The organism is Drancourtella sp. An12, from assembly GCF_002160935.1.
GTDB classification, from domain to species: Bacteria; Bacillota; Clostridia; order Lachnospirales; family Lachnospiraceae; genus Sellimonas; species Sellimonas catena.
Window position 1 is genome coordinate 51,487 of record NZ_NFLO01000001.1, and the last position, 22,418, is coordinate 73,904.

Consider the following 22,418-nt stretch of genomic DNA (forward strand, 5'->3'; position numbering starts at 1 on the left):
CAACATTTCTCCTTTTTATATGGCGGAAACAGATCAGGCCTTGTGGCCGCCGATCTGCCCGTTGCGCTCCCGCATGGTAGCGCCGTCTAAAAAACTGGTACCTTTCAGTACCGCATTTTTTCCAAAGCGCTTCCGGATATCCAGCATGGATTCCTGAAGCTTCTTTTCTTTTTCCAGCTTCTTTGTGTCGGTAAACAGATTGAGCTGATAGATCCCGTCATCTTTCATTACCCGGTTTGCCGTGATCGTAATACGGCGTACCAGAAGACGGGGATCTGTGATCTGCTCAAACAGCTCTGAAGCTGCCTGGATCAGGCTGCCTGCCAGATTGGACGGAGGATCCAGACGGATCGTACCGTGTGCGCCTTTCGGAACTTTCCGGCCGTAGTGATCGATGTGAACTTCTCCGTGATATGAGCCGCTGTCGCAGTTTTCACGGTCATAGCCGATTCCCAGAGTCAGAGAATCTGTCGTCAGATTCTGTTCCAGAAGACGGTAGGAGAGACTTTCTGTCATCTCCTGGACGACGATCCGGGCTTTCTGATGGTCGTAAGGACAGGAGAGCACCTGGCCCTCACTGGTGCTGTTGTCCGAAGGGCGGTATGATTTAATATCCTGCATGGTGCACGGCTCGATCCCCCAGGCATGATCGATGAGGATTTCAGCATCAATACCAAATTCCTTGTAAAGCATATCTTCTTCTGTGAGGCTGGCCCGTGCCAGCTCGCCCATTGTATGAATCCCGTGCTTTTCCAGACGTCTGACGGTACCGGTACCTGTCTGCCAGAAATCGGTAAGCGGCTGATGATCCCAGAGAAGATACCGGAAAGATGCCTCATCAAGCTCGGCAATCCGGACGCCGTCCGGGTCCGGAGGCGTGCGTTTGGCAACGATATCCATGGCAAGTTTGCAAAGGTACAGATTGGTCCCGATTCCTGCGGTGGCGGTGATGCCGGTGGCGTAAAGGACTTCGCGGATCATTGCTTTGGCAAGGTCATGGGCGGACATCTGATAATGCTCCAGATAGGAGGTCACATCCATAAAGACTTCATCGATGGAATAGACATGAATGTCCTCCGGGGCAATGTATTTCAGATAGATAGAATAGATCTTTGCGGAAAGTTCCATATAGTAGGCCATACGGGGAGGGGCAACCAGATAGGAAACCGTAAGCGTCGGATCCTGTTTCAAGGCATTTGCGTCAAAGGAAGGCTCTCCAAGAGACAGCCGTCCGTTTTGATTCAGTGCAGTATGACTCTGGATGGCGGCCTGAAGCCTGCGCGTATTGACTTCCTTGACCTTCTGAATGACTTCAAAGAGCCGTGCCCTGCCGGGAATCCCATATGCCTTCAGAGAAGGGGAGACGGCAAGGCAGATCGTCTTTTCAGTGCGGGATTCATCCGCCACTACCAGATTGGTGGTCAAAGGGTCGAGATGACGTGCTGCGCACTCGGCAGATGCATAGTAGGATTTCAGATCAATTGCGAGATAGGTTTTCATCTTGCGTCGCCTTCTTTCTTTTCAGAGTAACAGATTATACAGAAGCACTTCTTTCTACAAACCATCTTCCGACACGGCTTGGAAATAGAGGATCCGTACGTTCAAAAAACAGATGCTTTTCCTGACCGTGAATGACTACGGTATAACAGTCGCCCCGGGATAAAGCGGGTACAGGCCGGCAGTCCCGGACACTTTCGATGGGAAAGGTACGGCCGTCCGCCCAGGTGATGGATGTCGGCTGCATATAGCCGGTGGCATCAAAAATGGAAGAAACACTGACATAAATGCGCTCTGTGGTATGTGGACCGGGAGCTGGACTGTGCAGGGTCTGATTCATACAAAGCGTCTCCTTTCCTGAAAATAGTGATCAAACAAAACAAACGTATGTTCGAATTCTTCTGAGTTCATCATACTATAGAAAAACAGAGAATGTCAAGATGAAGAAACTTCCAGAAAAGAGAATCGTGTTCTGTTTTTCAGAAGAAAACCAATGGTTTCTTTTTTAACCAAAAGTTTAAAAAGCAGTTCATTGCCTTATGCAGCGGCAGATTGATATAATCAAAGTAGAAACAGAAACAGTCAGAACGTATAAGGGGAAAAGAAAAATGAAAATCAATGAAATCATAAGAACAAGGCGAATGGAGAAGCATATGACGCAGGAGCAGATGGCAGGATATCTTGGAGTGACGGCCCCGGCGGTCCACAAGTGGGAGAAAGGAACTTCCTACCCGGACATTACCCTGCTCCCTGCGCTTGCAAGGCTTCTGGACACGGATTTAAATACGCTGCTTTCTTTTAAAGAGGAACTCTCGGATCAGGAGATTGCCATGTTTTTGAATCATTTAAGTGAAGTGAGCGATGAGGATGGAGTAGAAAAGGCCTATGAAGAGGCGATGGAAAAGGTAAGGGAATATCCATCCTGCTATCCGCTGATTCTGAATATCGCGCTGTTTCTGGACGGGGCGGTATTGATGGATGTCAAGGTAAAGGAAGCGGAACAATACCGGGAGGAGTGTGAAGCACTGTACAGGAGAGCACTCGAGAGTACGGATGCCCGGATACAGAATCAGGTGCGGTCCATGCTGATATCCAGGTACCGGGGACGGAAAGAGTATGATAAGGCATGGGAACTGCTGGAAGCTCTGCCGGATGAAAGCCCGGTGGATAAAAAGCAGGTACAGGCAAATCTGATGATTGATTGTGGAAAACTGCAGGAGGCTGCGAAGCTGGAGGAAGAAAAGCTGCTCATGGCCATGACGGAGATTCATTCGGTACTCATGACGTTGATGGAAATTGCCATCAAAGAAGAGCGGTTTGAAGACGCGGAGTACATTGCAGATGTATCCAGAGATGCCTCGAAGCTTTTCGACCAGTGGGAGTACACTTCATATGTAGCACATTTTCAGTTATACTCAGCGCAAAAAGACTGGGTGAATACGCTGAAAGTTCTGGTGCCGATGCTGAAGTCAGTAACAAAGCGGTGGGATCTTAAGAAGTCCCCGCTTTACCAGCATATCCAGACAAAAAAAGTGGAGACTGAGGACAAATCCAGGATGAAGCAGATGTTGTTAAAAATGATCAAGGAAGATGAAGATACCGCATTTTTGCGGGAAAGAGACGAATTTCAGGATGCCGTCAAAGAAATAGAAGACGAAAACGGGGAATCATAAAAAGGCTTACAAAAACCCCGGCCGTCCGGCACGTGTGTACCGGATGACCGGGGTATATTTTTGCATTTTTCCTGTTGTTTATGCCTGCTGTCGTCGTTTTCCGGACCGGATTTTGATCAGATCGTAAATAGATACATAATGAAGTTCATCATTGTAAGCTGCTTCCGCATAGTAGGTGATCGGCAGCAGTCCGTTTGTCTCATTGTGAATCTCCACGCCGCGTTTCAGCCTTTCCAGAAACAGTTCTGTCTTTTCGTGGGAGTTTTCCCGGAAGATGGCGAGGAAAGTACGGCCGCTTTTTCTGCCGATAAAACACAGATCTTCCGCAGAAACCCGGAGAATATCCGCAAATTCCCGGAATACAGCATCTCCCGCCTCGTGCCCGTAAGTACGGTTCAGACGGTGGATATTGTCAAAAGAAATCACCGCGCAGGAAATGTCATCTTCCAGTACTGTTTCAGAAAGCTTTACGAGTTCGTTTTTAAGTGCGGAGGTATTCGGAAGCCGGGTCAGAGCATCTGTCTGGGCCAGCTGGAACAGCCGCTGTTCTTTCTTTTTCTGACGGTTCCAGGAAATCAGATCGAAAGCCAGAAACGCAAGGCATCCGAAAAGCCCGGAAAAGAGAAAGATGGAATATTCCGTGGATAAAAAGTGTTCTGCACGGAGCAGAATACAAAAGGCCATAAAAAAGAATACGATGAATATACCCTGTATCCATTTTAAAGCTCTATAAGATTTCATTACCAATCATCTCCTTTGATGTTCCAATAGCAAACCAGGTATTATAATTAAGTATAGAAAGAAAAAGTAAAAAATATGTGTTTTTTTTTCTTTGAATTTTATGAAAATCGTATCATAGTCTTGTGTCAAGTAAAATTTTAGATACAGGATGTTGATAACTATGTGGAAAGAGTGGATAACTTTGTGGACATGTTCCAAAAACGTTTGGATAAAGCTTGGAGAATCCGTAGAAAAAAATAGTTGGTTTTCGACACGGGAAAGTGGATAAAGGGTAAAAAAGGAGGATAAAAAAACAGATTGAAGAAAAAGTTATCCACATAATAGGGAAAAGAGGGCATAAAAGAAAATAGAGCGGATATAGTATGGAAAAGCCCGATTTTTAAGAGAAACTGAAGGATAGATACTAATAAACCGGGGAAAGAAAAGAGGAAAAAAAGAAAGTTATCCACAACTTTATCCACATAAGGTGGACAGTTTTGCATGTGGAGAAAAACGGTGTGAATATCGTGGAAAAACAGAATCGGGATGTGTAAAAAGAAAAGTGCACGGAAAAGTGGATTTTTTTCACTTTCTTTCCGAAGATATGGTAAACTATAAGGTACGAAGAAAAACAGGGGAGACATATGATGAAAAGAAAAATGAAAAAAATACTGGCAGGACTGCTCTGTATTGCAGCGGTTACAGTGCCCGCATCAGGAGTCAGTGCGGCGGATGCAGAGGAGGAGGCGAAGCAGTCCTATGCGCTTCCGGTTCAGAGTAATGAGGTTGAAAACTGGCCGGAAGGTCCTGCAGTCTATGGAAAGTCGGCCATTGTGATCGATGCCGATACAAAGGCGGTACTTTATGCAAAGAATATTGATGATGAGCACTATCCGGCGAGTATTACGAAAGTGATGACAGCACTTCTGGCGGCGGAAAATGGAGATCTGGAGACTGGACGGGTGACGATCTCACAGGAAAGCGTGGATTTCCTCGAACCGGGGGACGCTTATATCGGGATGCGGCCGGGAGAGGAGATATCCCTGACGGATGCGCTGTACGGGGTACTCCTGGCATCGGCAAACGAGGTGTCCTACGCGGTTGCGGAAAATATCGGCAATACACTTTCAGGAACCGGAACGGGATATGAAAAGTTTGTGGTGGCCATGAATGACCGGGCCGGGGAGCTTGGTGCCACCCATACGCATTTTGTCAATCCGCACGGCCTGCAGGATGAAAATCATTATACGTCGGCACATGATATGGCACTGATTTCGTCAGAGCTGTTTTCTCATCCTGAGCTCATGGAAATCATGCAGACATATGAGCATACGATTGGACCTACCAATCTGGAGACAGAGTCCCGGACATTCCAGCAGAGGCATGAGATGCTGGTCAACTGGAACGATCATTATTATGAGTACTGTGTCGGAGGAAAAACAGGATATACTGATGAGGCCGGAAATACACTGATTACTCTTGCGGACAACGGAAAAATGCACCTTGTCTGCGTGGAGATGGAGACAAGAGGCCAGCACATTTATGATGATACAAGAAGTATTCTGGATTACGCGTTTGAGAATTTCACCAGGCAGGAGGTAGAAAGCAGTGTTCTGGAGCAGGCACAGGAAGAAGCACATGCAACTGTCACGGAGACAGAACCGGTTTATGTAAGTCTTCCGGTTGACGCTTCCCAGGAAGACCTGAAGTTTGAGACCGGAGAAGAAAATGGAGAGTCCATGCTGTATCTGACGTATGAAGGACAGACTGTCGGCAAAGCAAAAGCGGATGTCGATGAGAAAGCCGTGGCCCGGAAGGAAAAAGAAGAGCAGGGAACAGCATCGGTTCTGGACACCATCAAAAATGTATTCGAGGGAAGACAGTGGATCGTGATCGCAGCGGCAGCGGCTGTAATCATTGTGGCAGTTGTGATTCTGATTCTGGTATTCCGCAGAAGAAGACGGAGATCGTTCCTGAGGACGAGCAGACGGCAGAAGCGTCTGGAGCGTCAGAGACGGAGAAGAATGAAGAGAGCCGCCAGAAGAAGCAGAAGGCGCGGAAGGAAAAGATGGTAAAAATACTTGACGCATACGAAAACTATCAAGTATAATAAACGAAGTATGGGACAGACCATACATAAATATATCGAAAAAGCGATGACGAAGAGAGTAAGACAGATGTCAAAAGCCTTCAGCGAGCCGGAGATGGTGTGAGCCCGGTGTAAGTAGACCCTGCCTGAAGATCACTTCCGAGCTGCAGACGCTGAACGGGAATCCTACTAAGCGCTGCCGGTATTCTGCCGTTACCAAGAGCGCATATGAACGTATGCAGTAACAGGTGGTACAGCGAAAGATTATACTCTCGTCCTATTACGGACGGGAGTTTTTTTTCTTAGAAAAATTCTAAAAGGAGAGAAGAGCATGTATCAGAAAGTTTCAACCGATTTGAAATTTGTTGACAGAGAAAAAGAAGTAGAAAAATTCTGGGAAGAAAACCATATTTTTGAGAAGAGCATGGAAAACAGAAAAGAAGGCGAGACATACACGTTCTATGACGGACCTCCGACGGCCAACGGAAAACCGCACATCGGACATGTCCTCACCCGTGTTATCAAAGATATGATTCCGAGATATCAGACGATGAAAGGAAAGATGGTTCCGAGAAAAGCAGGATGGGATACCCACGGACTGCCGGTAGAACTTGAAGTGGAGAAACTGCTTGGACTGGATGGAAAAGATCAGATCGAAGAATATGGTCTTGAGCCCTTCATCGGTAAATGTAAAGAGAGTGTATGGAAATATAAAGGTATGTGGGAGGACTTTTCTGCTACAGTTGGTTTCTGGGCGGACATGGAGCATCCGTATGTTACCTATGACAATGATTTTATCGAGTCCGAGTGGTGGGCATTAAAGCAGATCTGGGAGAAAGGACTTCTTTATAAAGGATTTAAGATCGTTCCTTACTGCCCGCGCTGCGGAACACCGCTTTCCGCGCAGGAAGTAGCGCAGGGATACAAGGACGTAAAAGAGCGTTCCGCAATCGTGCGTTTCAAGGTAAAAGATGAAGACGCTTATATTCTTGCATGGACAACAACGCCTTGGACACTGCCGTCCAACGTGGCTCTCTGTGTAAATCCGGACGAGTCCTATGTGAAAGTAAATGCAGCTGACGGACGTGTATATTATATGGCAGAGGCACTTCTTGATCAGGTGCTCGGCGGACTTGCAAAAGAAAAAGGCGAAAAGGCCTATGAAATTGTAGAGCGCTATACAGGAAAAGAGCTGGAAGGCAAAGAATACATTCCACTCTATGAAGGAGCTGCAAAGGCAGCAGAAAAGCAGAATAAGAAAGCATTTTACGTGTTGTGCGACACCTATGTTACACTGACAGACGGAACCGGAGTCGTTCACATTGCACCGGCATTCGGTGAAGACGATGCCAAGGTGGGACGCCGCTATGATATGCCGTTTGTACAGTTTGTAAACGGAAAGGGAGAACTGACAGAGGAGACACCGTTTGCAGGTATCTTCTGTAAAAAAGCAGACCCGATGGTTCTTGAGGATCTGGACAAGAGAGGACTTCTCTTCTCAGCTCCGAAATTTGAGCACAGCTACCCGCACTGCTGGAGATGCGACACTCCGCTGATCTACTACGCAAGAGAATCCTGGTTTATCCGCATGACAGAAGTCAAAGATGACCTGATCCGCAACAATAATACGATCAACTGGATTCCGGAAAGCATCGGTAAAGGACGTTTCGGCGACTGGCTGGAAAACGTTCAGGACTGGGGCATCAGCCGGAACCGTTACTGGGGAACTCCGCTGAATATCTGGGAATGTGAATGTGGACATCAGCATTCCATTGGAAGTATCGAAGAGCTGAAATCAATGTCCGACAACTGTCCGGACGATATCGAGCTTCACCGTCCATATATCGATGACGTGACGATTAAATGTCCAAAATGTGGAAAAGAAATGCACCGTGTGCCGGAAGTAATCGACTGCTGGTTTGACAGCGGATCCATGCCGTTTGCGCAGCATCACTATCCGTTTGAGAATAAAGAACTGTTTGAGCAGCAGTTCCCGGCAGATTTCATCTCCGAAGCGGTAGACCAGACAAGAGGATGGTTTTACTCTCTGCTTGCGATTTCCACACTGCTCTTCAACAAGGCGCCGTATAAGAACGTCATTGTTCTTGGACATGTACAGGATGAAAACGGCCAGAAGATGAGTAAATCCAAAGGAAACGCGGTTGATCCGTTCGAGGCTCTTGAAACTTACGGAGCTGACGCGATCCGCTGGTACTTCTATGTCAACAGCGCACCGTGGCTTCCGAACCGGTTCCATGGAAAGGCAGTTCAGGAAGGACAGCGTAAATTCATGGGAACACTGTGGAATACGTACGCATTTTTCGTACTGTATGCGAATATTGATGAGTTTGACGCTACAAAATATAAACTGGAATATGAAAAACTGTCCGTCATGGACAAATGGCTTCTTTCCAAACTCAATACGCTTGTAAAGACGGTAGATGACAATCTTGCCAATTACCGGATTCCGGAGACTGCAAGAGCACTGCAGGAATTCGTAGATGATATGAGTAACTGGTATGTCAGAAGATGCCGCGAGCGTTTCTGGGCAAAAGGAATGGAACAGGATAAAATCAATGCGTATATGACACTGTATACAGCGCTTGTGACAGTATCAAAAGCGGCGGCTCCGATGATTCCGTTCATGACAGAAGAGATCTATCAGAATCTCGTAAGAAGTCTTGATCAGAGTGCGCCGGAAAGCATTCATCTGTGCGACTTCCCGGAGGTAAATGAGGCGTACATCGACGAGGAACTGGAGCGCTACATGGACGAAGTTCTGAAGATCGTTGTAATGGGCCGTGCATGCAGAAATGCGGCTAATATCAAGAACCGTCAGCCTATCGGCAAGATGTTTGTCAAAGGTGTGGAGGAACTTCCGGAATATTACAGAGAGATTATTACAGAAGAGCTCAATGTAAAAGAAATGGAGCAGACAGAGGATGTCCGGGCATTTACAACCTACACATTCAAACCACAGTTAAAGACAGTCGGACCAAAATACGGAAAGCTGCTTGGCGGTATTAAGAAAGAGCTCGAGACTCTGGACGGCAATCAGGCAATGGATGATCTTGAGAGCAATTCCGAACTGAAATTCACAGTTGATGGAAATGAAGTAGTTCTTACAAAAGAGGATCTGCTCATTGACATGACACAGACAGAAGGATATGTATCTGAAAGCGATTATGGAATTACAGTTGTTCTGGATACCAATCTGACACCGGAACTTCTGGAAGAAGGATTTGTGCGTGAAATCATCAGTAAGATCCAGACGATGAGAAAAGAAGCCGGTTTCGAAGTGACAGACAAGATCCATGTAACATATACTGGAAGTGAGAAAGCAGAAACTGTTTTCGCAGAGAACCGACAGGAAATTTCAGAAGATGTTCTTGCTGTATCCATGGAAAAAACAGAGCCGGCAGGCTATGTAAAAGAGTGGAAAATTAACGGCGAGGCTGTTACGATTGGAGTGGCAAAAGAAAACTAATCATCAGACATTCAAAATGTTCAGGAAGGAAAAGGAAGATGTACAGTAAAAGATTTGAGAAAGAAGCTTTTAAAGAGGAAGTAAAGAATAATATTAAAAACCTTTATAGAAAAACAATCGAAGAAGCAACCGGACGGCAGATTTTTCAGGCAGTTTCCCTTGCCGTAAAAGAGACGATCATTGATTACTGGCTTGCGACGCAGGCAGAAATGGAAAAAGAAGATCCAAAGACAGTATATTACATGTCCATGGAGTTCCTGATGGGAAGGGCTCTGGGCAACAACCTGATCAATATGACTGCTTATAAAGAAGTCAAAGAAGCGCTGGATGAGATGGGAATCGATCTGAATGCGGTAGAGGATGAGGAACCGGATCCGGCTCTTGGAAATGGTGGTCTCGGAAGACTTGCAGCCTGCTTTCTTGATTCCCTTGCGACACTGGGGTATCCGGCCTACGGCTGCGGAATCCGTTACCGTTACGGCATGTTCAAGCAGAAAATCGAGAACGGATATCAGGTGGAAGTACCGGACAACTGGCTCAAGGACGGCAACCCGTTTGAGATTCGCCGTGATGAGTACGCAAAAGAAGTCCGTTTCGGAGGAGATGTACGAATCGAATACGACCCTGTGACGAAACGGAACAATTTCATTCAGGAAAACTACAGCTCTGTTCTTGCTGTACCGTATGATATGCCGATTATCGGATACGGAAATCATGTAGTCAATACACTGAGAATCTGGGATGCGGAAGCAATTACGGACTTCCATCTGGACGCGTTTAACCGCGGTGATTACAGACATGCGGTGGAACAGGAAAATCTGGCAAAGATGATTGTAGATGTGCTTTATCCTTGTGATGACCACTATGCAGGAAAAGAATTACGTCTGAAACAGCAGTATTTCTTCATCTCTGCCAGCCTTCAGGCGCTGCTGGTACGGTATAAGAAGAAGCATGACGATGTCCGCAAACTTCATGAGAAAGTAACCATTCAGATGAATGATACCCATCCGACACTGGCAGTTGCAGAACTGATGCATCTCCTGATTGACCAGGAAGGACTGGAGTGGGATGAAGCATGGGATGTGACGACAAAGACAGTTGCCTATACGAATCATACAATTATGGCGGAGGCCCTGGAAAAATGGCCGGTTGATCTGTTCTCCAGACTCCTTCCGCGTATTTATCAGATTATTCAGGAAATCGACCGCAGATTTATTGAACAGGTCCGCTCCAGATATCCGGGGGATGAAGGAAGAGTTGCCAGAATGGCTATCATCCGCGACGGTCAGGTGAAGATGGCACATCTTGCCATTGTAGCGGGATATTCTGTAAACGGTGTGGCAAGACTTCACACAGAGATTCTCAAACATGAGGAGCTGAAAGATTTCTACGACATGATGCCGGAGAAATTCAATAATAAAACAAACGGAATTACCCAGAGAAGATTCCTCATGCATGGAAATCCACTCCTTGCAGACTGGGTGACAAAGCGCATCGGAGATGGGTGGATTACCGACTTGTCTCAGATGAGCAGGCTGAAAAAATATGTGGATGATCCAAAAGCGCTTGCGGAATTCCGTGAGATTAAATACCAGAACAAGCTGCGCCTGGCAGAATATATTAAGAAATATAATGGAATTGAAGTGGATCCGAGATCGATTTTTGATGTGCAGGTAAAACGTCTCCATGAATACAAACGTCAGTTTTTGAATATTCTTCATGTGATGTACCTGTACAATCAGATCAAAGATCACCCGGAGATGTACTTCTATCCGAGAACGTTTATCTTCGGCGCAAAGGCAGCGGCAGGATATGTCCGTGCCAAGGAGACAATCAAGCTGATCAATTCTGTTGCGGATGTCATCAACAATGACAAGAGCATCAACGGAAAGATCAAAGTTGTATTTATCGAAGATTATCGTGTATCCAATGCAGAGATCATCTTTGCGGCAGCAGATGTCAGCGAACAGATTTCCACAGCATCCAAAGAGGCATCCGGTACCGGAAACATGAAATTTATGCTTAATGGTGCTCCGACTCTTGGAACCATGGATGGTGCCAATGTAGAGATCGTTGAAGAAGTTGGAATTGAAAATGCATTTATCTTCGGACTTTCATCCGATGAGGTTATCAACTTTGAGAACAACGGCGGATACAATCCGGCAGATATTTACTTTAATGACTGGGACATCAAACGAGTCGTTGATCAGCTGATCGACGGAACGTACTCCAATGGAGACAGGGAGATGTACAGAGATCTCTACGATTCACTTGTCAACACACACGGTCAGGAACGTGCGGACAGATACTTCATTCTGAAAGACTTCCGTTCTTATGCAGACGCACAGAAACGTGTGGAAGAAGCATATAAAGACAGAGAAGGATGGGCTAAGAAAGCGCTCATGAATGTTGCATGCTGCGGCAAATTCTCTTCTGACAGAACGATTCAGGAATACGTAGATGACATCTGGCATCTGGACCACATTAAGGTTGATGCATAATTCGCCTGCAAAAAGGACAGGAATAAGAATAAAAATCCTCTCATACGTTGTATGGGAGGGTTTTTTATGCTTCGGAAATGGAAAAAATATGGCTGTATTTTGTTTCTTCTGATTGCGCTGCCATATGTAATCACGATTTTTATCAACGGGCCGATGCGCCTGGCGCCTCCACGGCAGGAGGAAACAGAAGTAATGGTGCAAAGCGGGGAAGATGACAGGTTTTTGACCATGTCTCTGGACGCGTATGGAATGGGCATGCTGGCAAAAGAGATCTCGATGGAGATGGATATAGAGACGATCAAAGCGCAGGCGGTCATTGTGCGGACCGGGATCTACAAAAAGATGACAGAGCAAAAAGAAGGAGAAGAACTTGTTTTTACCGATCATTTTTATACAGTGGACGAAATGGAAAAAGAGTGGAAGAGCCATATGCAGGAATATTATGAGAAGCTTTCAAAAGCGTGGAATGAGACGAAAGAAAGAATTCTTGTCTATGAGGATCATCCGGCATATACACCGTACTGCCGTCTGACAAATGGAAAGACAAGAGATGCGAAAGAAGCACTCGGAACGGATCAGTATCCGTACCTGAAAAGTGTAGACTGTGCGGAAGACAAGGATGCGGAGGATGCGTTTCAGTCAAAAGAAATCGATGGAACCGGGTATGAAATCACAAAGCAGGACAGCGCCGGATATGTGCTGGAGATCAGGCAGGGAGAAGAGACAATGGATGGAGATACGTTCCGGGACCGGTGGGAGCTTGCTTCGTCCTGCTATACATTGAAAGAAGAAAATAAAAAAACGACCGCCATCACTCAGGGTATCGGCCATGGACTTGGAATGAGCCAGAATATGGCCGAATCCATGGCGAAAGAGGGAAAAGACTACAAAGAGATTCTGAATTATTTTTTTGAAGGAACTGTCTTAAAAGAAGTTGCGGAAATTTTGAAAGACACAGAATAAGCTTCCTGGTTTCTGGCAAAGATAATGCCAGAGGTGATGAAGATGAACAACAATAAGCGCGCTCCTAAAAAACGTCGGGGAGCAAAAATCGGGCTGGCAGTCTGCATGGCGGCAGCAGTAGTTCTGACGGGTGTCTATACATTTCAGCAATACAAAAGCAATGTTAAAAATGAGATGGCAAAGATTGAGGAGGAAAGCCGTCAGGAGCTGGAAGAATACCAGAGCGCAGATGCGGGGGATGTAATCAATGATTCTACAGACGATGTGACAGAAGAAGGAGTCTCTGATTTTTCCGGCAGCGGTATTTCTGAAGCGGCAGAGGATCCTGCATCCTCCGGCACAGATGCGGCAGATAACGGTACTGCGTCCGGCGGCCTGTCGTCTCAGAACAACGGTACAGCAACCGATCAGAGTGCGGATGTCACAGTTCCGGATACTGCTTCTATTGACTCTGCAGAAACGGCAGGGGGCGGAAGTGAGATCAATTTCAGTGAAGAGGACAAGCTGATCTGGCCGGTCAGCGGAGCAGTGCTGATGAACTACAGTATGGATAAGACTGTATACTTCGCAACACTGGAAGAATATAAATACAATCCGGCTTTGATTATTGGAGGCGCAGTCAATGATCAGGTTATTTCCGCAGGAAAAGGAATTGTCAAATCCATCGACAAGACTCCGCAGGAAGGAACGACGGTTACAGTAGACATGGGAAACGGATATGAGGCGATCTACGGACAGCTCCAGAACGTTCAGGTAAAGACCGGAGACAGTGTAGAAGCCAAAACCGTACTTGGTTATCTGGCAGAACCGACCAGATATTACAGCGTAGAAGGCTGTAATCTTTACTTCGAATTCCGTAAAGACGGACAGCCGGTTGATCCGTTACAGTATTTAAGCGAATAACATCCAGGGGCGGCTCTGACGGAGAGAGTGCCCCTGGATTTTTTATAGGAGCTGTATCATTTGGCAAGCACCTCATAAGCCTGACGATTCTTTTCAATCAAGCGCCGGGAAATGGACATGACATCCTCATCAGCAGCAAGCTGCTCCTGTTCAGCTGACGAAAACTCCATAACCAGATAACGGGGAACATTGTTTTTCAGGATGACTACTGCGCCGCTCTCATCTACAAGGCGGGCTACTTTAGAGAAATTCTGGTTTGCCTCTGTAATGGAGACCAGATTGTTTGTATTGATATTCATAGGGAAACCTCCTTTGCTTTCGTTACTTTTATTATATCCAAAAATAGGAGAAATTCAACCTATTCCCTGTGAATTTTTGTAGCTAAGGGGAGGTCAGAATCTCTACAATCTTCTCCCGTGGGAACTCTGAAAACGTATGTGACTAAGAGAAATAAATATGCTAAAATCAACTTATAATGCCAGGGGAAAGGAGTCGGAGAGACGGCAATGAGTAATTGGAATGATGCAGAAGTCGTAAAGCAGCAATATGCAACTGAAACAAATTTGAATATAAGAATCGCTATTCACGAAAAATATTCAACGAATAAAATGGGATTTGGAAACTGGATCTTTTCTAATTATGAAATTTCTGATGGGATGAAAGTGTTAGAATTGGGATGCGGAACAGGAGATATGTGGAAAGACAAAGAAGCAATGATTGCTTCCTGCTCAAAATTGGTACTTTCTGATTTTTCTGCTGGTATGGTCAAGGTTTCCAAAGAAACTGTCGGCATCCATGATAATGTTGAATACCAGGTTATTGATATTCAGGATATACCGTTTGGGGACGAAACATTTGACATCGTAATTGCCAATATGATGCTGTATCATGTGCCGGATTTACATAGAGCGTTGACAGAGGTAAGGCGCGTGTTAAAAAAGGGTGGAAAATTTTATTGTGCTACTTATGGAGAACATGGTATTACAGAATATCTCACGACATTATTTTCTGAATATGGGGTTGAAGACAGCATAAATAAAAATTTCACACTTCAAAATGGGTACGAAATACTAGGAAAAGTTTTCTCAAAAGTTGAGAAATTAGAATATGTGGATTCGCTGCAAGTAAGGGAAGTGGACGATATGGTCGAATATATTTATTCGTTATCCAGCATGATGCCGTTGCGGAATGTGCCTAAGCAGGATGTTAAGAATATGTTACTTCAACATACTTCCAATGGCATATTACATGTGCCGAAAGAATACGGGATGTTTCGAGCGGAGTAGAAATGATTGCAAACAGCGGAATCATTTGATAACTATTGTCAAATTCTGTCGGAGAAAATATGTTTGACAGTTCTGCCCTGGTGTGATAACATAAATTGGTCAAAATTGAAAAGCAAAGCAAAGATCATATGGTTTTCCTGTTTCAGAATTAAACAGGCATATGGTCTTTTTTATTCTGTGGAAGAAGGAGAGAGAAAATGGAAAAGACGAATGAGTTTATGAAGACCGGAAAGGTATTTCCGCTTCTGATGTCCATGTCGGTCCCTATGATGCTTTCCATGTTGATTCAGTCGCTGTATAATATTGTCGACAGTATTTATGTATCAAGGCTTGGAACGGACGCTTTGACGGCGGTTTCTCTTGCGTATCCGCTGCAGAACGTGGTGACATCGGTAGCGGTTGGAATCGGAGTCGGAATCAGTTCGGCCATTGCGATCCATCTTGGGGCCGGAAGGCAGGAGAAAGCGAATAGGGCTGCGACTATTGGAATTGCGCTGACGGTGATTCACTGTATTTTATTTGTGATTCTTGGACTGCTTGTCACAAAACCGTTTCTTGCGATGTTCACAAAAAATAAAGTGATTGTGGATCTGGCGTGCGATTATACTTATATTGTACTATGTCTGTCCTTTGGGTGCCTTTTGCAGATTGCCTTTGAGAAGATTTTTCAGGGAATCGGTGAGATGAAGATTACGATGATTCTTCTTGCGACCGGGGCGGTCATCAATATCATTCTGGATCCGATTATGATTTTCGGACTTCTCGGCTGTCCGGCCATGGGAGTAAAAGGCGCGGCATACGCTACGGTTATCGGCCAGATTACGGCGTTTCTGCTCTATATTGTCGTATATAAGAGATGGCGGTTTGCCGTTCAGATCCATCCGAAGTATCTGAAGCTGGATAAGGCAATGATCCGGCAGATTTACAGTGTAGGAATTCCATCCAGTATTATGCTGACGCTGCCATCGGTTCTGGTCAGTGTGCTTAACCGGATTCTGGGAGGATTTTCGGATGTGTATGTGGCGGTTCTGGGAGTTTACTATAAGCTTCAGACTTTCATTTATATGCCGGCGAATGGAATTGTGCAGGGAATGAGGCCGCTGATCGGCTATAATTATGGAGCGGGAGAAAAAGAGCGGGTGAGAAGCATTATCCGGTACAGCCTGTTATCCGCAGGATGTATTATGCTGATCGGTACGGTGCTGTCGCTTACTGTTCCGGGACAGATTTTCGCGCTGTTTGATGCGGAAGAGTCTCTTCTGCAGGCGGGAATTACGGCGCTTCGGATTATCTGCCTTGGATTTCTGGTTTCCACTATCGGTGTGATTTATTCCGGAGTTTTTGAGTCGATAGGAGAGGGAAAGCATTCTCTTGTAATTTCACTCTTGCGGCAGTTTGTCATCACGATTCCGTGTGCATTTTTGCTGTCCCGCGTTTTCGGACCTGCAGGGGTGTGGATATCTTTTCCGGCCGGAGAAGTCATCGCTGCAGTGGCGGCGGTTATTCTTTTGAAGCGGTTTAAAGAGGGAGCATATTCACCTTTTTAGGAGGAAACATGGAGGAGAAGAAAGAAACGATCCAGAAAAATTATACTTATATTCTGAAGTGCAGTGACGGGACACTTTATACCGGATGGACCAATGATCTGACAAAGCGCCTGAAGGCCCACAACGACGGCAGAGGCGCCAGATATACGAAGACGAGACGTCCGGTTGCGCTTGCCTACTATGAGAGCTTCTGTTCAAAAGAAGAGGCGATGAGGCGGGAATATGAGATCAAACATCTAACACGGAAAGAAAAGGAAAAGCTGATTGAAAATCAAAAAGAAAACCCGGCCTGATGTCAGATCAGAGCCGGGTGAGAAGACTGTGCGTCATGCATGGTCTTTTATTTTGTAATCAGGTTATTACAGTAAGGTTCTTACAGTACGAAAGCGTACATCACGATAAAGTGGCACATGCTTCCGCCCATCACGAAGAGATGGAAAATCTCATGGGAACCGAAATTTTTGTGGCGGTTGTTGAAGATCGGAAGCTTCAGTGCGTAGATGACACCGCCGATTGTATAAATGATACCGCCTGCAAGAAGCCATCCGAATGCTGCCGGAGAAAGGGCATTTAAAATCTGGGTGAAAGCAAGGACGCAGGTCCAGCCCATTCCAATATAGAGAACGGAAGAAACCCATTTCGGACAGAATACCCAGAAGGCTTTCAGGATAATTCCCACAATGGCAATACCCCACACGAGAGCAAGAAGGATGGTTCCTGTCCGCCCTTTTAACGTAATCAGGCAGATCGGGGTGTAGCTTCCGGCAATCAGGACGAATATCATCATGTGGTCAATTTTTTTGAGAATCGTATTTGCCCTCTCAGAGAGATCAAACGTATGGTAGGTGGTGCTCGCCGCATACAATAAGATCAGGCTGAGTGCGTAAATACTCAGGGAAATCAGATAAATATGATCCGGCTCCCTTGCGGCCTTGATCAACAGAGGAACTGCAGCAAAAATAGCCATCAGCATTCCGATAAAATGTGTAATGGCGCTTCCTGGATCTTTTAAATGTCTGCTATGTCTATTCATAAAACTACCTCCTGTCTGAACATGCTGAAAAAACAACATGTAGTTTTCAATACTACGTAATCTATATGCTAATATTATATCCGATATTCCAAAAAATCAATAGTAAAATTGCGAAAGAAAAATAAAGATTTGAACAGAAAATATTTAAAACCCACAACTGGACTGGTTAAAAATAATAAAACTGGATGTTTTAAAGAATCCAGTTTGGTGATAATATGAGGCAAGAAACAGAGGAAAGAGGGCAGAATTATGAATCAGAGACATCAGACAACAACTAAACTTGCGCAGACCGCGATTTTCGCGGCATTGTGTTATGTAGCATTTGCGTTTTTGCAGATAAAAATTCCGGTTCCGGGCGGCGATGCGACGTCGATCCATGCAGGAAATGCATTTTGCGCGCTGGCGGCGCTGATCCTTGGGGGCGGTTACGGAGGGCTGGCCGGAGCAGTCGGCATGACAATCGGAGACCTCCTGGATCCGATTTATATTGTAGGAGCACCGAAGACATTCGTGCTGAAATTCATGATTGGTCTGATTGTCGGGCTTGTTGCGCACAGATTCGCAAAGATCAATGAAAGCACTGATAAAAAGTATGTGATGAAATGGAGTGTTCTGGCATGCGTGGCGGGACTTGGATTTAATGTAATCGCAGATCCTGTTGTGGGATATTTTTATAAGCAGTACATTCTCGGACAGCCGCAGCAGATGGCGGAGACACTGGCCAAGATCAGCGGGGCGGCGACACTGATCAATGCGGTCGTATCGATCGTGCTTGCCGGACTGCTTTACAATGCGGTTCGCCCGGTTCTCTTAAAGAGCGGGTTGATTACGAAAGAGATAAGAAGGACAAAGGCGGTATAAGAAATGAACGACCGGAAAATCAAGACGATAGTAAGTATGGCCTTTTTTACGGCGATTACATTCCTTGGAATTCAGGCGTTCCGGATTCCGGTTCCGGCGGTGGTCGGAACACCGTTTATCCACTTTGGACACGTATTTGTGGTACTGGGGATGCTTCTTCAGGGCGGCAGGAAAGGGGCCGTCACCGGAACAGCAGGGCTTGTCATTTTTGACCTCCTCAATGGATATGTACAGTCCATCCCGCAGGTATTTGTGGAGACGATTGTGAAATGTCTTCTGGTGGGAGCGCTGTTCGCATGGTTCCGAAAAAGAGCAGACGGTGATCAGAAAAAGGAGTACCAGGGCGCTGTGATCTGCAGTATTGTCTACGCAGTTTTAAATATTTTCATTGAGTGGGGAATGGGAATCCTTGGACTGGTTCTCACAGGAAGCGGTATCGGCGCGGCAGTGGCAGCATCCACCGCTTCGATTCCGGCAACTGTATTCAATGCAGTCTTTATGGCTGTGGCGGTCAGCATCCTGTATCTGCCGGTGAAACGGATTTATCAGAGAGTGATGTAAAAAAGAAGAGGGACGCTGCTCTACAGATGTATGGTCTGTGGAGCAGCGTCCTTCCTTTTTCCGATCAGTAAATTTTAGTAGTTTTCTACTTTTCTTTCAAAATAAGCCTTCGGATGAGCACATACCGGGCAGACTTCCGGAGCTTCTTCGCCTTCGTAGATATATCCGCAGTTGTTGCATTTCCATCCAAGAGGAGCGTCTCCTTTGAAAGTATTTCCTGCTTCGAATGTAGCAAGAATCTTATTGTAACGTTTCTCGTGAGCGGCCTCTACCTGTGCAACAAGTTCGAATTTTGCAGCAAGCTCATCGAATCCTTCTGCTCTTGCTTCTTCAGCCATGGTTTTGTACATTTCTGTCCACTCATAGTTTTCGCCGGCAGCAGCGTCTTTTAAGTTTTCCGCTACATCACCGATGCCGTGGAACTCTTTGAACCACATTTTTGCGTGTTCTTTTTCCTGATTTGCTGTCTCCTCAAAGATATTTGCAATCTGAACGTATCCGGCTTTTCTTGCCTGAGAAGAATAAAATGTGTATTTGTTTCTTGCCTGAGACTCACCGGAAAATGCAGCCATCAGGTTCTGTTCTGTTTTGGTTCCTTCGTATTTTGACATCTTTTTTTCCTCCTTTTAATGACAAATTACTTGTTATCCCTACTATAGCACAGTTAATCTGAAAGAACAATCTTTCCGCTGTGAAGCGGGGAAGGCTTTGAAAAAAGGAGACGATTCATAAGAACCGTCTCCTAAATTCCTGAATATTGGGTGTATCTTAGCTGAAGTATCTCTTGAGAAGTCCTTCGAATGCTTTTCCGTGACGAGCTTCGTCTCTTGCCATCTCATGAACTGTGTCATGGATTGCGTCAAGGTTAGCAGCTTTTGCACGTTTAGCAAGGTCAAATTTACCAGCTGTAGCGCCGTTTTCAGCTTCTACTCTCATCTCAAGGTTTTTCTTTGTGCTGTCTGTAACGACTTCACCTAATAATTCTGCGAATTTAGCAGCGTGTTCTGCTTCTTCCCATGCTGCTTTCTCCCAGTATAATCCGATCTCCGGATATCCTTCTCTATGAGCAACTCTTGCCATTGCAAGGTACATACCTACTTCGGAGCATTCTCCCTCGAAGTTTGCTCTTAAATCAGCGATGATGTCTTCGCTGACACCCTGAGCAACACCTACTACGTGCTCAGCAGCCCATGTTCTTTCTCCTGCCATTTCCTGGAATTTATCTGCAGGAACATGGCACTGAGGACATTCTGCCGGCGGATTTTCTCCTTCATAAACATAACCACATACTGTACATACCCATTTTTTCATAACACATATCTCCTTTTCGTTTTTTTTGTTTCCTTAGTTAAAAATCAGTAATAATTACTGATATCAATATAGCACTTTTCCGTGTGCTTGTCAATTCCTATTTTGGAATTCATGAATTATTTACAATTATATGGCAGCAGCTTCTGAATGCTTTTGAAGACACCGGCTGCATTTCCCATAAAATGTAATGGTGTGTGATTCCACGGTGCCGTCAAATGCTTCGTTGGCAAGCTGGTCAATCTGTTTCATGCATGCCATGTTCATATCTTCCATACAACCGCATTCAGTACAGAAAAAGTGATAGTGAGGAACAGTGCGTCCGTCAAACCGGTCTGCTCCGTCCGGAGTCGATATCTTGATGATCTCTCCCATGTCAGAAAGAAGATTCAGATTCCGGTATACCGTTCCAAGACTGATATTAGGAAACTGTTCTTTGACATGGAGGTAAACCATATCCGCAGTCGGGTGCGCATTTGTATGCATCAGGTAGTCCTTAATCGATTCTCGCTGCCTGCTGTATTTCAATGCTGTCAACAAAAACCCTCCCTTCGATTAATAATGATAATAATTATTATATTTATAATAAAAAATTTCACGGATTTTGTCAAGAAAAAATATAACTGAAAGTGAATATAGAAAGGAAAGTGCCTTGACAAAAAAACGAAATATGTTAGAATACAAAACGTAATATTTGTAACAAAAATGTAATAAATACGAAAGAAAATATACATAACTATCATAAAAGGAGGATTATGCCATGCATAGTTATTTCAAAAAGGGACTGATACTGGCTGCCTTTGTCGGTATTTTCGGAGCAGGCTCCGGGATCCATGCAAAGGCCGCTGAACTTCCGGTTCAGACAGGAAATCCTGCAGTCAATGCAGATGGACTGCTCAGAAAGATACAAAAGACAGAGGATCAGGCATCTTCTATTATAATAGAAGAAACAGAAAAAAACGGAGAATTTGTTGTAAGGGAACAGAACGGGAAATACGAAGATACAGGCTTTGTTAATATTTCTTCTGATTATATTTATGTCAGAAGCGCCACATCTGATGACAGTGACTGGACCGGAAAGCTTTATCCGGGAAATGCAGTAACATTGAAGGGACCGGTTGGAGAGTGGACGGCAGTTCAGTCAGGAAATATTACAGGGTTTATCCGGTCGGAATATCTGATGGATGCAGGACAGGCGCAGCAGAAAGTGCGTCAGATGGAAGCGGAGGCGCTGAAGAACGGAACAGAGGTTACATTTTCCTACGGAGAGACAAAAGAAGAGGAGGCGGCAAGGCTTCAGGCAGAAGCAGAGCAGAGGGCAAGAGAAGAAGCCGAAAGAAAACAGGCGCAGAGGCAGGCTGTTGTGGATTATGCCTGCCAGTTTATCGGGAATCCCTATGTGTGGGGAGGGACAAGCCTGACAAACGGAGCGGACTGTTCCGGTTTTGTCCAGTCAGTCTATGCCCATTTTGGCGTTTCCCTTCCGAGGACATCCTCGGCTCAGAGAAGCGCAGGATACGAGGTCTCCTATTCCGAGGCACAGCCGGGAGATATCATCTGTTATAATGGTCACGTCGGAATCTATGTGGGAGACGGGCAGATTGTCAACGCACAGGATCCTGCACATGGGATTGGAATTTCATCCGCAACATACACGAGTATTTTGACAGTGCGCCGGATTTTCTAAGCAGGCGCGGAGAGAAAAAATTGCGAATCAGCAAAATGCACAAATTTGTAATAAATTGTAAAAAAATGGAAAATAGGGCCAAAATCGTTTTCCACACTTAAATTATGAAAAAAGGGTAAAATAGCGTTGTTTTCAAAAGTTATCCCCACTTTCCACAGAAAAAGTTGTGAATTGTGGGGATAACTTTTGGCTTTTAAAAGAACGGATGTTTTGTAAAGAAATAATAAAATTGAGTTTTTGTCGAAAAAACCGGAAAAAAAGGTTGACTTTTTCATAATCAAACTATGATTCTGAAAGGGCAA

21 protein-coding genes are annotated in these 22,418 nt (G+C 45.2%); 13 read left to right on the forward strand and 8 right to left on the reverse strand.

Annotated features, from left to right (window positions below; all coding sequences use genetic code 11):
* Nucleotides 1-33: 33 nt before the first annotated feature.
* Nucleotides 34-1,500 (reverse strand): DNA methylase, encoded by a 1,467-nt coding sequence (locus tag B5E64_RS00265; protein ID WP_087166532.1) that lies wholly within the window; start codon nucleotides 1,498-1,500, stop codon nucleotides 34-36.
* A gap of 34 nt (nucleotides 1,501-1,534) precedes the next feature.
* Nucleotides 1,535-1,837: a hypothetical protein gene (locus B5E64_RS00270; protein WP_087166533.1), complete on the reverse strand. Its 303-nt coding sequence runs from the start codon at nucleotides 1,835-1,837 to the stop codon at nucleotides 1,535-1,537.
* A 268-nt stretch (nucleotides 1,838-2,105) separates the two neighbouring features.
* On the opposite strand from B5E64_RS00270, the gene B5E64_RS00275 reads away from it, so the two are divergent.
* Nucleotides 2,106-3,170, forward strand: a complete 1,065-nt coding sequence (locus B5E64_RS00275) for a helix-turn-helix transcriptional regulator (protein ID WP_087166909.1) — start codon at nucleotides 2,106-2,108, stop codon at nucleotides 3,168-3,170.
* A gap of 78 nt (nucleotides 3,171-3,248) precedes the next feature.
* Here B5E64_RS00275 and B5E64_RS00280 read toward each other — a convergent pair whose 3' ends face one another.
* A complete protein-coding gene (locus tag B5E64_RS00280; RefSeq protein ID WP_087166534.1) occupies nucleotides 3,249-3,911 on the reverse strand; it encodes a GGDEF domain-containing protein in 663 nt (220 codons plus the stop codon).
* Nucleotides 3,912-4,549: 638 nt separating this feature from the next.
* Between B5E64_RS00280 and B5E64_RS00285 the strand changes: the two genes are divergently transcribed.
* From B5E64_RS00285 to B5E64_RS00305, 6 genes are all read left to right on the forward strand, one after another.
* Nucleotides 4,550-5,965 carry a D-alanyl-D-alanine carboxypeptidase family protein gene (locus B5E64_RS00285; RefSeq protein WP_162610108.1) on the forward strand — a complete coding sequence of 472 codons (1,416 nt, stop codon included), beginning with the start codon at nucleotides 4,550-4,552 and terminating at the stop codon, nucleotides 5,963-5,965.
* A gap of 6 nt (nucleotides 5,966-5,971) precedes the next feature.
* A complete protein-coding gene (locus tag B5E64_RS18575; protein WP_255396377.1) occupies nucleotides 5,972-6,103 on the forward strand; it encodes a hypothetical protein in 132 nt (43 codons plus the stop codon).
* Nucleotides 6,104-6,310: 207 nt separating this feature from the next.
* Nucleotides 6,311-9,466: an isoleucine--tRNA ligase gene (gene ileS / locus B5E64_RS00290; protein ID WP_087166536.1), complete on the forward strand. Its 3,156-nt coding sequence runs from the start codon at nucleotides 6,311-6,313 to the stop codon at nucleotides 9,464-9,466.
* A 38-nt stretch (nucleotides 9,467-9,504) separates the two neighbouring features.
* Nucleotides 9,505-11,967, forward strand: a complete 2,463-nt coding sequence (locus B5E64_RS00295) for a glycogen/starch/alpha-glucan phosphorylase (RefSeq protein ID WP_087166537.1) — start codon at nucleotides 9,505-9,507, stop codon at nucleotides 11,965-11,967.
* Nucleotides 11,968-12,033: 66 nt separating this feature from the next.
* Nucleotides 12,034-12,930, forward strand: coding sequence for a SpoIID/LytB domain-containing protein (locus tag B5E64_RS00300; protein ID WP_087166538.1), 897 nt, complete (start codon nucleotides 12,034-12,036; stop codon nucleotides 12,928-12,930).
* Between the two features lie 42 nt (nucleotides 12,931-12,972).
* Nucleotides 12,973-13,833 carry a M23 family metallopeptidase gene (locus B5E64_RS00305; RefSeq protein ID WP_087166539.1) on the forward strand — a complete coding sequence of 287 codons (861 nt, stop codon included), beginning with the start codon at nucleotides 12,973-12,975 and terminating at the stop codon, nucleotides 13,831-13,833.
* A gap of 56 nt (nucleotides 13,834-13,889) precedes the next feature.
* On the opposite strand, the gene B5E64_RS00310 is transcribed toward B5E64_RS00305, so the two are convergent.
* Nucleotides 13,890-14,132, reverse strand: a complete 243-nt coding sequence (locus B5E64_RS00310; RefSeq protein ID WP_087166540.1) for a type II toxin-antitoxin system Phd/YefM family antitoxin — start codon at nucleotides 14,130-14,132, stop codon at nucleotides 13,890-13,892.
* Between the two features lie 207 nt (nucleotides 14,133-14,339).
* On the opposite strand from B5E64_RS00310, the gene B5E64_RS00315 reads away from it, so the two are divergent.
* The 3 genes from B5E64_RS00315 to B5E64_RS00325 all read left to right on the forward strand — a co-directional run bounded on the left by B5E64_RS00315 (nucleotide 14,340) and on the right by B5E64_RS00325 (nucleotide 16,959).
* Complete coding sequence (locus B5E64_RS00315) at nucleotides 14,340-15,119, forward strand: class I SAM-dependent methyltransferase (protein ID WP_087166541.1); 780 nt, start codon at nucleotides 14,340-14,342, stop codon at nucleotides 15,117-15,119.
* A 197-nt stretch (nucleotides 15,120-15,316) separates the two neighbouring features.
* Complete coding sequence (locus tag B5E64_RS00320; RefSeq protein ID WP_087166542.1) at nucleotides 15,317-16,666, forward strand: MATE family efflux transporter; 1,350 nt, start codon at nucleotides 15,317-15,319, stop codon at nucleotides 16,664-16,666.
* An 8-nt stretch (nucleotides 16,667-16,674) separates the two neighbouring features.
* Nucleotides 16,675-16,959 carry a GIY-YIG nuclease family protein gene (locus B5E64_RS00325; protein ID WP_087166543.1) on the forward strand — a complete coding sequence of 95 codons (285 nt, stop codon included), beginning with the start codon at nucleotides 16,675-16,677 and terminating at the stop codon, nucleotides 16,957-16,959.
* Between the two features lie 80 nt (nucleotides 16,960-17,039).
* On the opposite strand, the gene B5E64_RS00330 is transcribed toward B5E64_RS00325, so the two are convergent.
* Nucleotides 17,040-17,699: a hemolysin III family protein gene (locus B5E64_RS00330; RefSeq protein ID WP_087166544.1), complete on the reverse strand. Its 660-nt coding sequence runs from the start codon at nucleotides 17,697-17,699 to the stop codon at nucleotides 17,040-17,042.
* A gap of 249 nt (nucleotides 17,700-17,948) precedes the next feature.
* Here B5E64_RS00330 and B5E64_RS00335 point away from each other — a divergent pair, with 249 nt between their 5' ends.
* Nucleotides 17,949-18,560: an ECF transporter S component gene (locus tag B5E64_RS00335; protein ID WP_087166545.1), complete on the forward strand. Its 612-nt coding sequence runs from the start codon at nucleotides 17,949-17,951 to the stop codon at nucleotides 18,558-18,560.
* A gap of 3 nt (nucleotides 18,561-18,563) precedes the next feature.
* Entirely contained in the window at nucleotides 18,564-19,121 is a 558-nt protein-coding gene (locus B5E64_RS00340; RefSeq protein ID WP_087166546.1) for an ECF transporter S component, read from the forward strand.
* A gap of 74 nt (nucleotides 19,122-19,195) precedes the next feature.
* On the opposite strand, the gene rbr is transcribed toward B5E64_RS00340, so the two are convergent.
* The 3 genes from rbr to B5E64_RS00355 all read right to left on the reverse strand — a co-directional run bounded on the left by rbr (nucleotide 19,196) and on the right by B5E64_RS00355 (nucleotide 20,966).
* On the reverse strand, nucleotides 19,196-19,732 hold the full coding sequence (gene rbr, locus B5E64_RS00345; protein ID WP_087166547.1) for a rubrerythrin: 537 nt from the start codon (nucleotides 19,730-19,732) through the stop codon (nucleotides 19,196-19,198).
* 157 nt (nucleotides 19,733-19,889) lie between these two features.
* A complete protein-coding gene (locus tag B5E64_RS00350) occupies nucleotides 19,890-20,432 on the reverse strand; it encodes an NADH peroxidase (RefSeq protein WP_087166548.1) in 543 nt (180 codons plus the stop codon).
* 126 nt (nucleotides 20,433-20,558) lie between these two features.
* Complete coding sequence (locus tag B5E64_RS00355) at nucleotides 20,559-20,966, reverse strand: transcriptional repressor (protein ID WP_087166549.1); 408 nt, start codon at nucleotides 20,964-20,966, stop codon at nucleotides 20,559-20,561.
* Between the two features lie 223 nt (nucleotides 20,967-21,189).
* Between B5E64_RS00355 and B5E64_RS00360 the strand changes: the two genes are divergently transcribed.
* Nucleotides 21,190-22,116, forward strand: a complete 927-nt coding sequence (locus B5E64_RS00360) for an NlpC/P60 family protein (RefSeq protein WP_087166550.1) — start codon at nucleotides 21,190-21,192, stop codon at nucleotides 22,114-22,116.
* Nucleotides 22,117-22,418 lie beyond the last annotated feature (302 nt).

What these genes read in the sequence shown, in the direction of transcription:
- B5E64_RS00315 (WP_087166541.1), top strand. Translation starts at nt 14,340, where the DNA reads ATGAGTAATTGGAATGATGCAGAAGTCGTAAAGCAGCAATATGCAACT.
- B5E64_RS00280 (WP_087166534.1), bottom strand. Translation starts at nt 3,911, where the DNA reads ATGAAATCTTATAGAGCTTTAAAATGGATACAGGGTATATTCATCGTA.
- B5E64_RS00285 (WP_162610108.1), top strand. Translation starts at nt 4,550, where the DNA reads ATGAAAAAAATACTGGCAGGACTGCTCTGTATTGCAGCGGTTACAGTG.
- B5E64_RS00300 (WP_087166538.1), top strand. Translation starts at nt 12,034, where the DNA reads ATGCTTCGGAAATGGAAAAAATATGGCTGTATTTTGTTTCTTCTGATT.
- rbr (WP_087166547.1), bottom strand. Translation starts at nt 19,732, where the DNA reads ATGTCAAAATACGAAGGAACCAAAACAGAACAGAACCTGATGGCTGCA.
- B5E64_RS00275 (WP_087166909.1), top strand. Translation starts at nt 2,106, where the DNA reads ATGAAAATCAATGAAATCATAAGAACAAGGCGAATGGAGAAGCATATG.
- B5E64_RS00305 (WP_087166539.1), top strand. Translation starts at nt 12,973, where the DNA reads ATGAACAACAATAAGCGCGCTCCTAAAAAACGTCGGGGAGCAAAAATC.
- B5E64_RS00325 (WP_087166543.1), top strand. Translation starts at nt 16,675, where the DNA reads ATGGAGGAGAAGAAAGAAACGATCCAGAAAAATTATACTTATATTCTG.
- B5E64_RS00360 (WP_087166550.1), top strand. Translation starts at nt 21,190, where the DNA reads ATGCATAGTTATTTCAAAAAGGGACTGATACTGGCTGCCTTTGTCGGT.
- B5E64_RS00295 (WP_087166537.1), top strand. Translation starts at nt 9,505, where the DNA reads ATGTACAGTAAAAGATTTGAGAAAGAAGCTTTTAAAGAGGAAGTAAAG.
- B5E64_RS00265 (WP_087166532.1), bottom strand. Translation starts at nt 1,500, where the DNA reads ATGAAAACCTATCTCGCAATTGATCTGAAATCCTACTATGCATCTGCC.
- B5E64_RS00310 (WP_087166540.1), bottom strand. Translation starts at nt 14,132, where the DNA reads ATGAATATCAATACAAACAATCTGGTCTCCATTACAGAGGCAAACCAG.
- B5E64_RS00350 (WP_087166548.1), bottom strand. Translation starts at nt 20,432, where the DNA reads ATGAAAAAATGGGTATGTACAGTATGTGGTTATGTTTATGAAGGAGAA.
- B5E64_RS00330 (WP_087166544.1), bottom strand. Translation starts at nt 17,699, where the DNA reads ATGAATAGACATAGCAGACATTTAAAAGATCCAGGAAGCGCCATTACA.
- B5E64_RS00340 (WP_087166546.1), top strand. Translation starts at nt 18,564, where the DNA reads ATGAACGACCGGAAAATCAAGACGATAGTAAGTATGGCCTTTTTTACG.
- B5E64_RS00270 (WP_087166533.1), bottom strand. Translation starts at nt 1,837, where the DNA reads ATGAATCAGACCCTGCACAGTCCAGCTCCCGGTCCACATACCACAGAG.
- B5E64_RS00320 (WP_087166542.1), top strand. Translation starts at nt 15,317, where the DNA reads ATGGAAAAGACGAATGAGTTTATGAAGACCGGAAAGGTATTTCCGCTT.
- B5E64_RS00335 (WP_087166545.1), top strand. Translation starts at nt 17,949, where the DNA reads ATGAATCAGAGACATCAGACAACAACTAAACTTGCGCAGACCGCGATT.
- ileS (WP_087166536.1), top strand. Translation starts at nt 6,311, where the DNA reads ATGTATCAGAAAGTTTCAACCGATTTGAAATTTGTTGACAGAGAAAAA.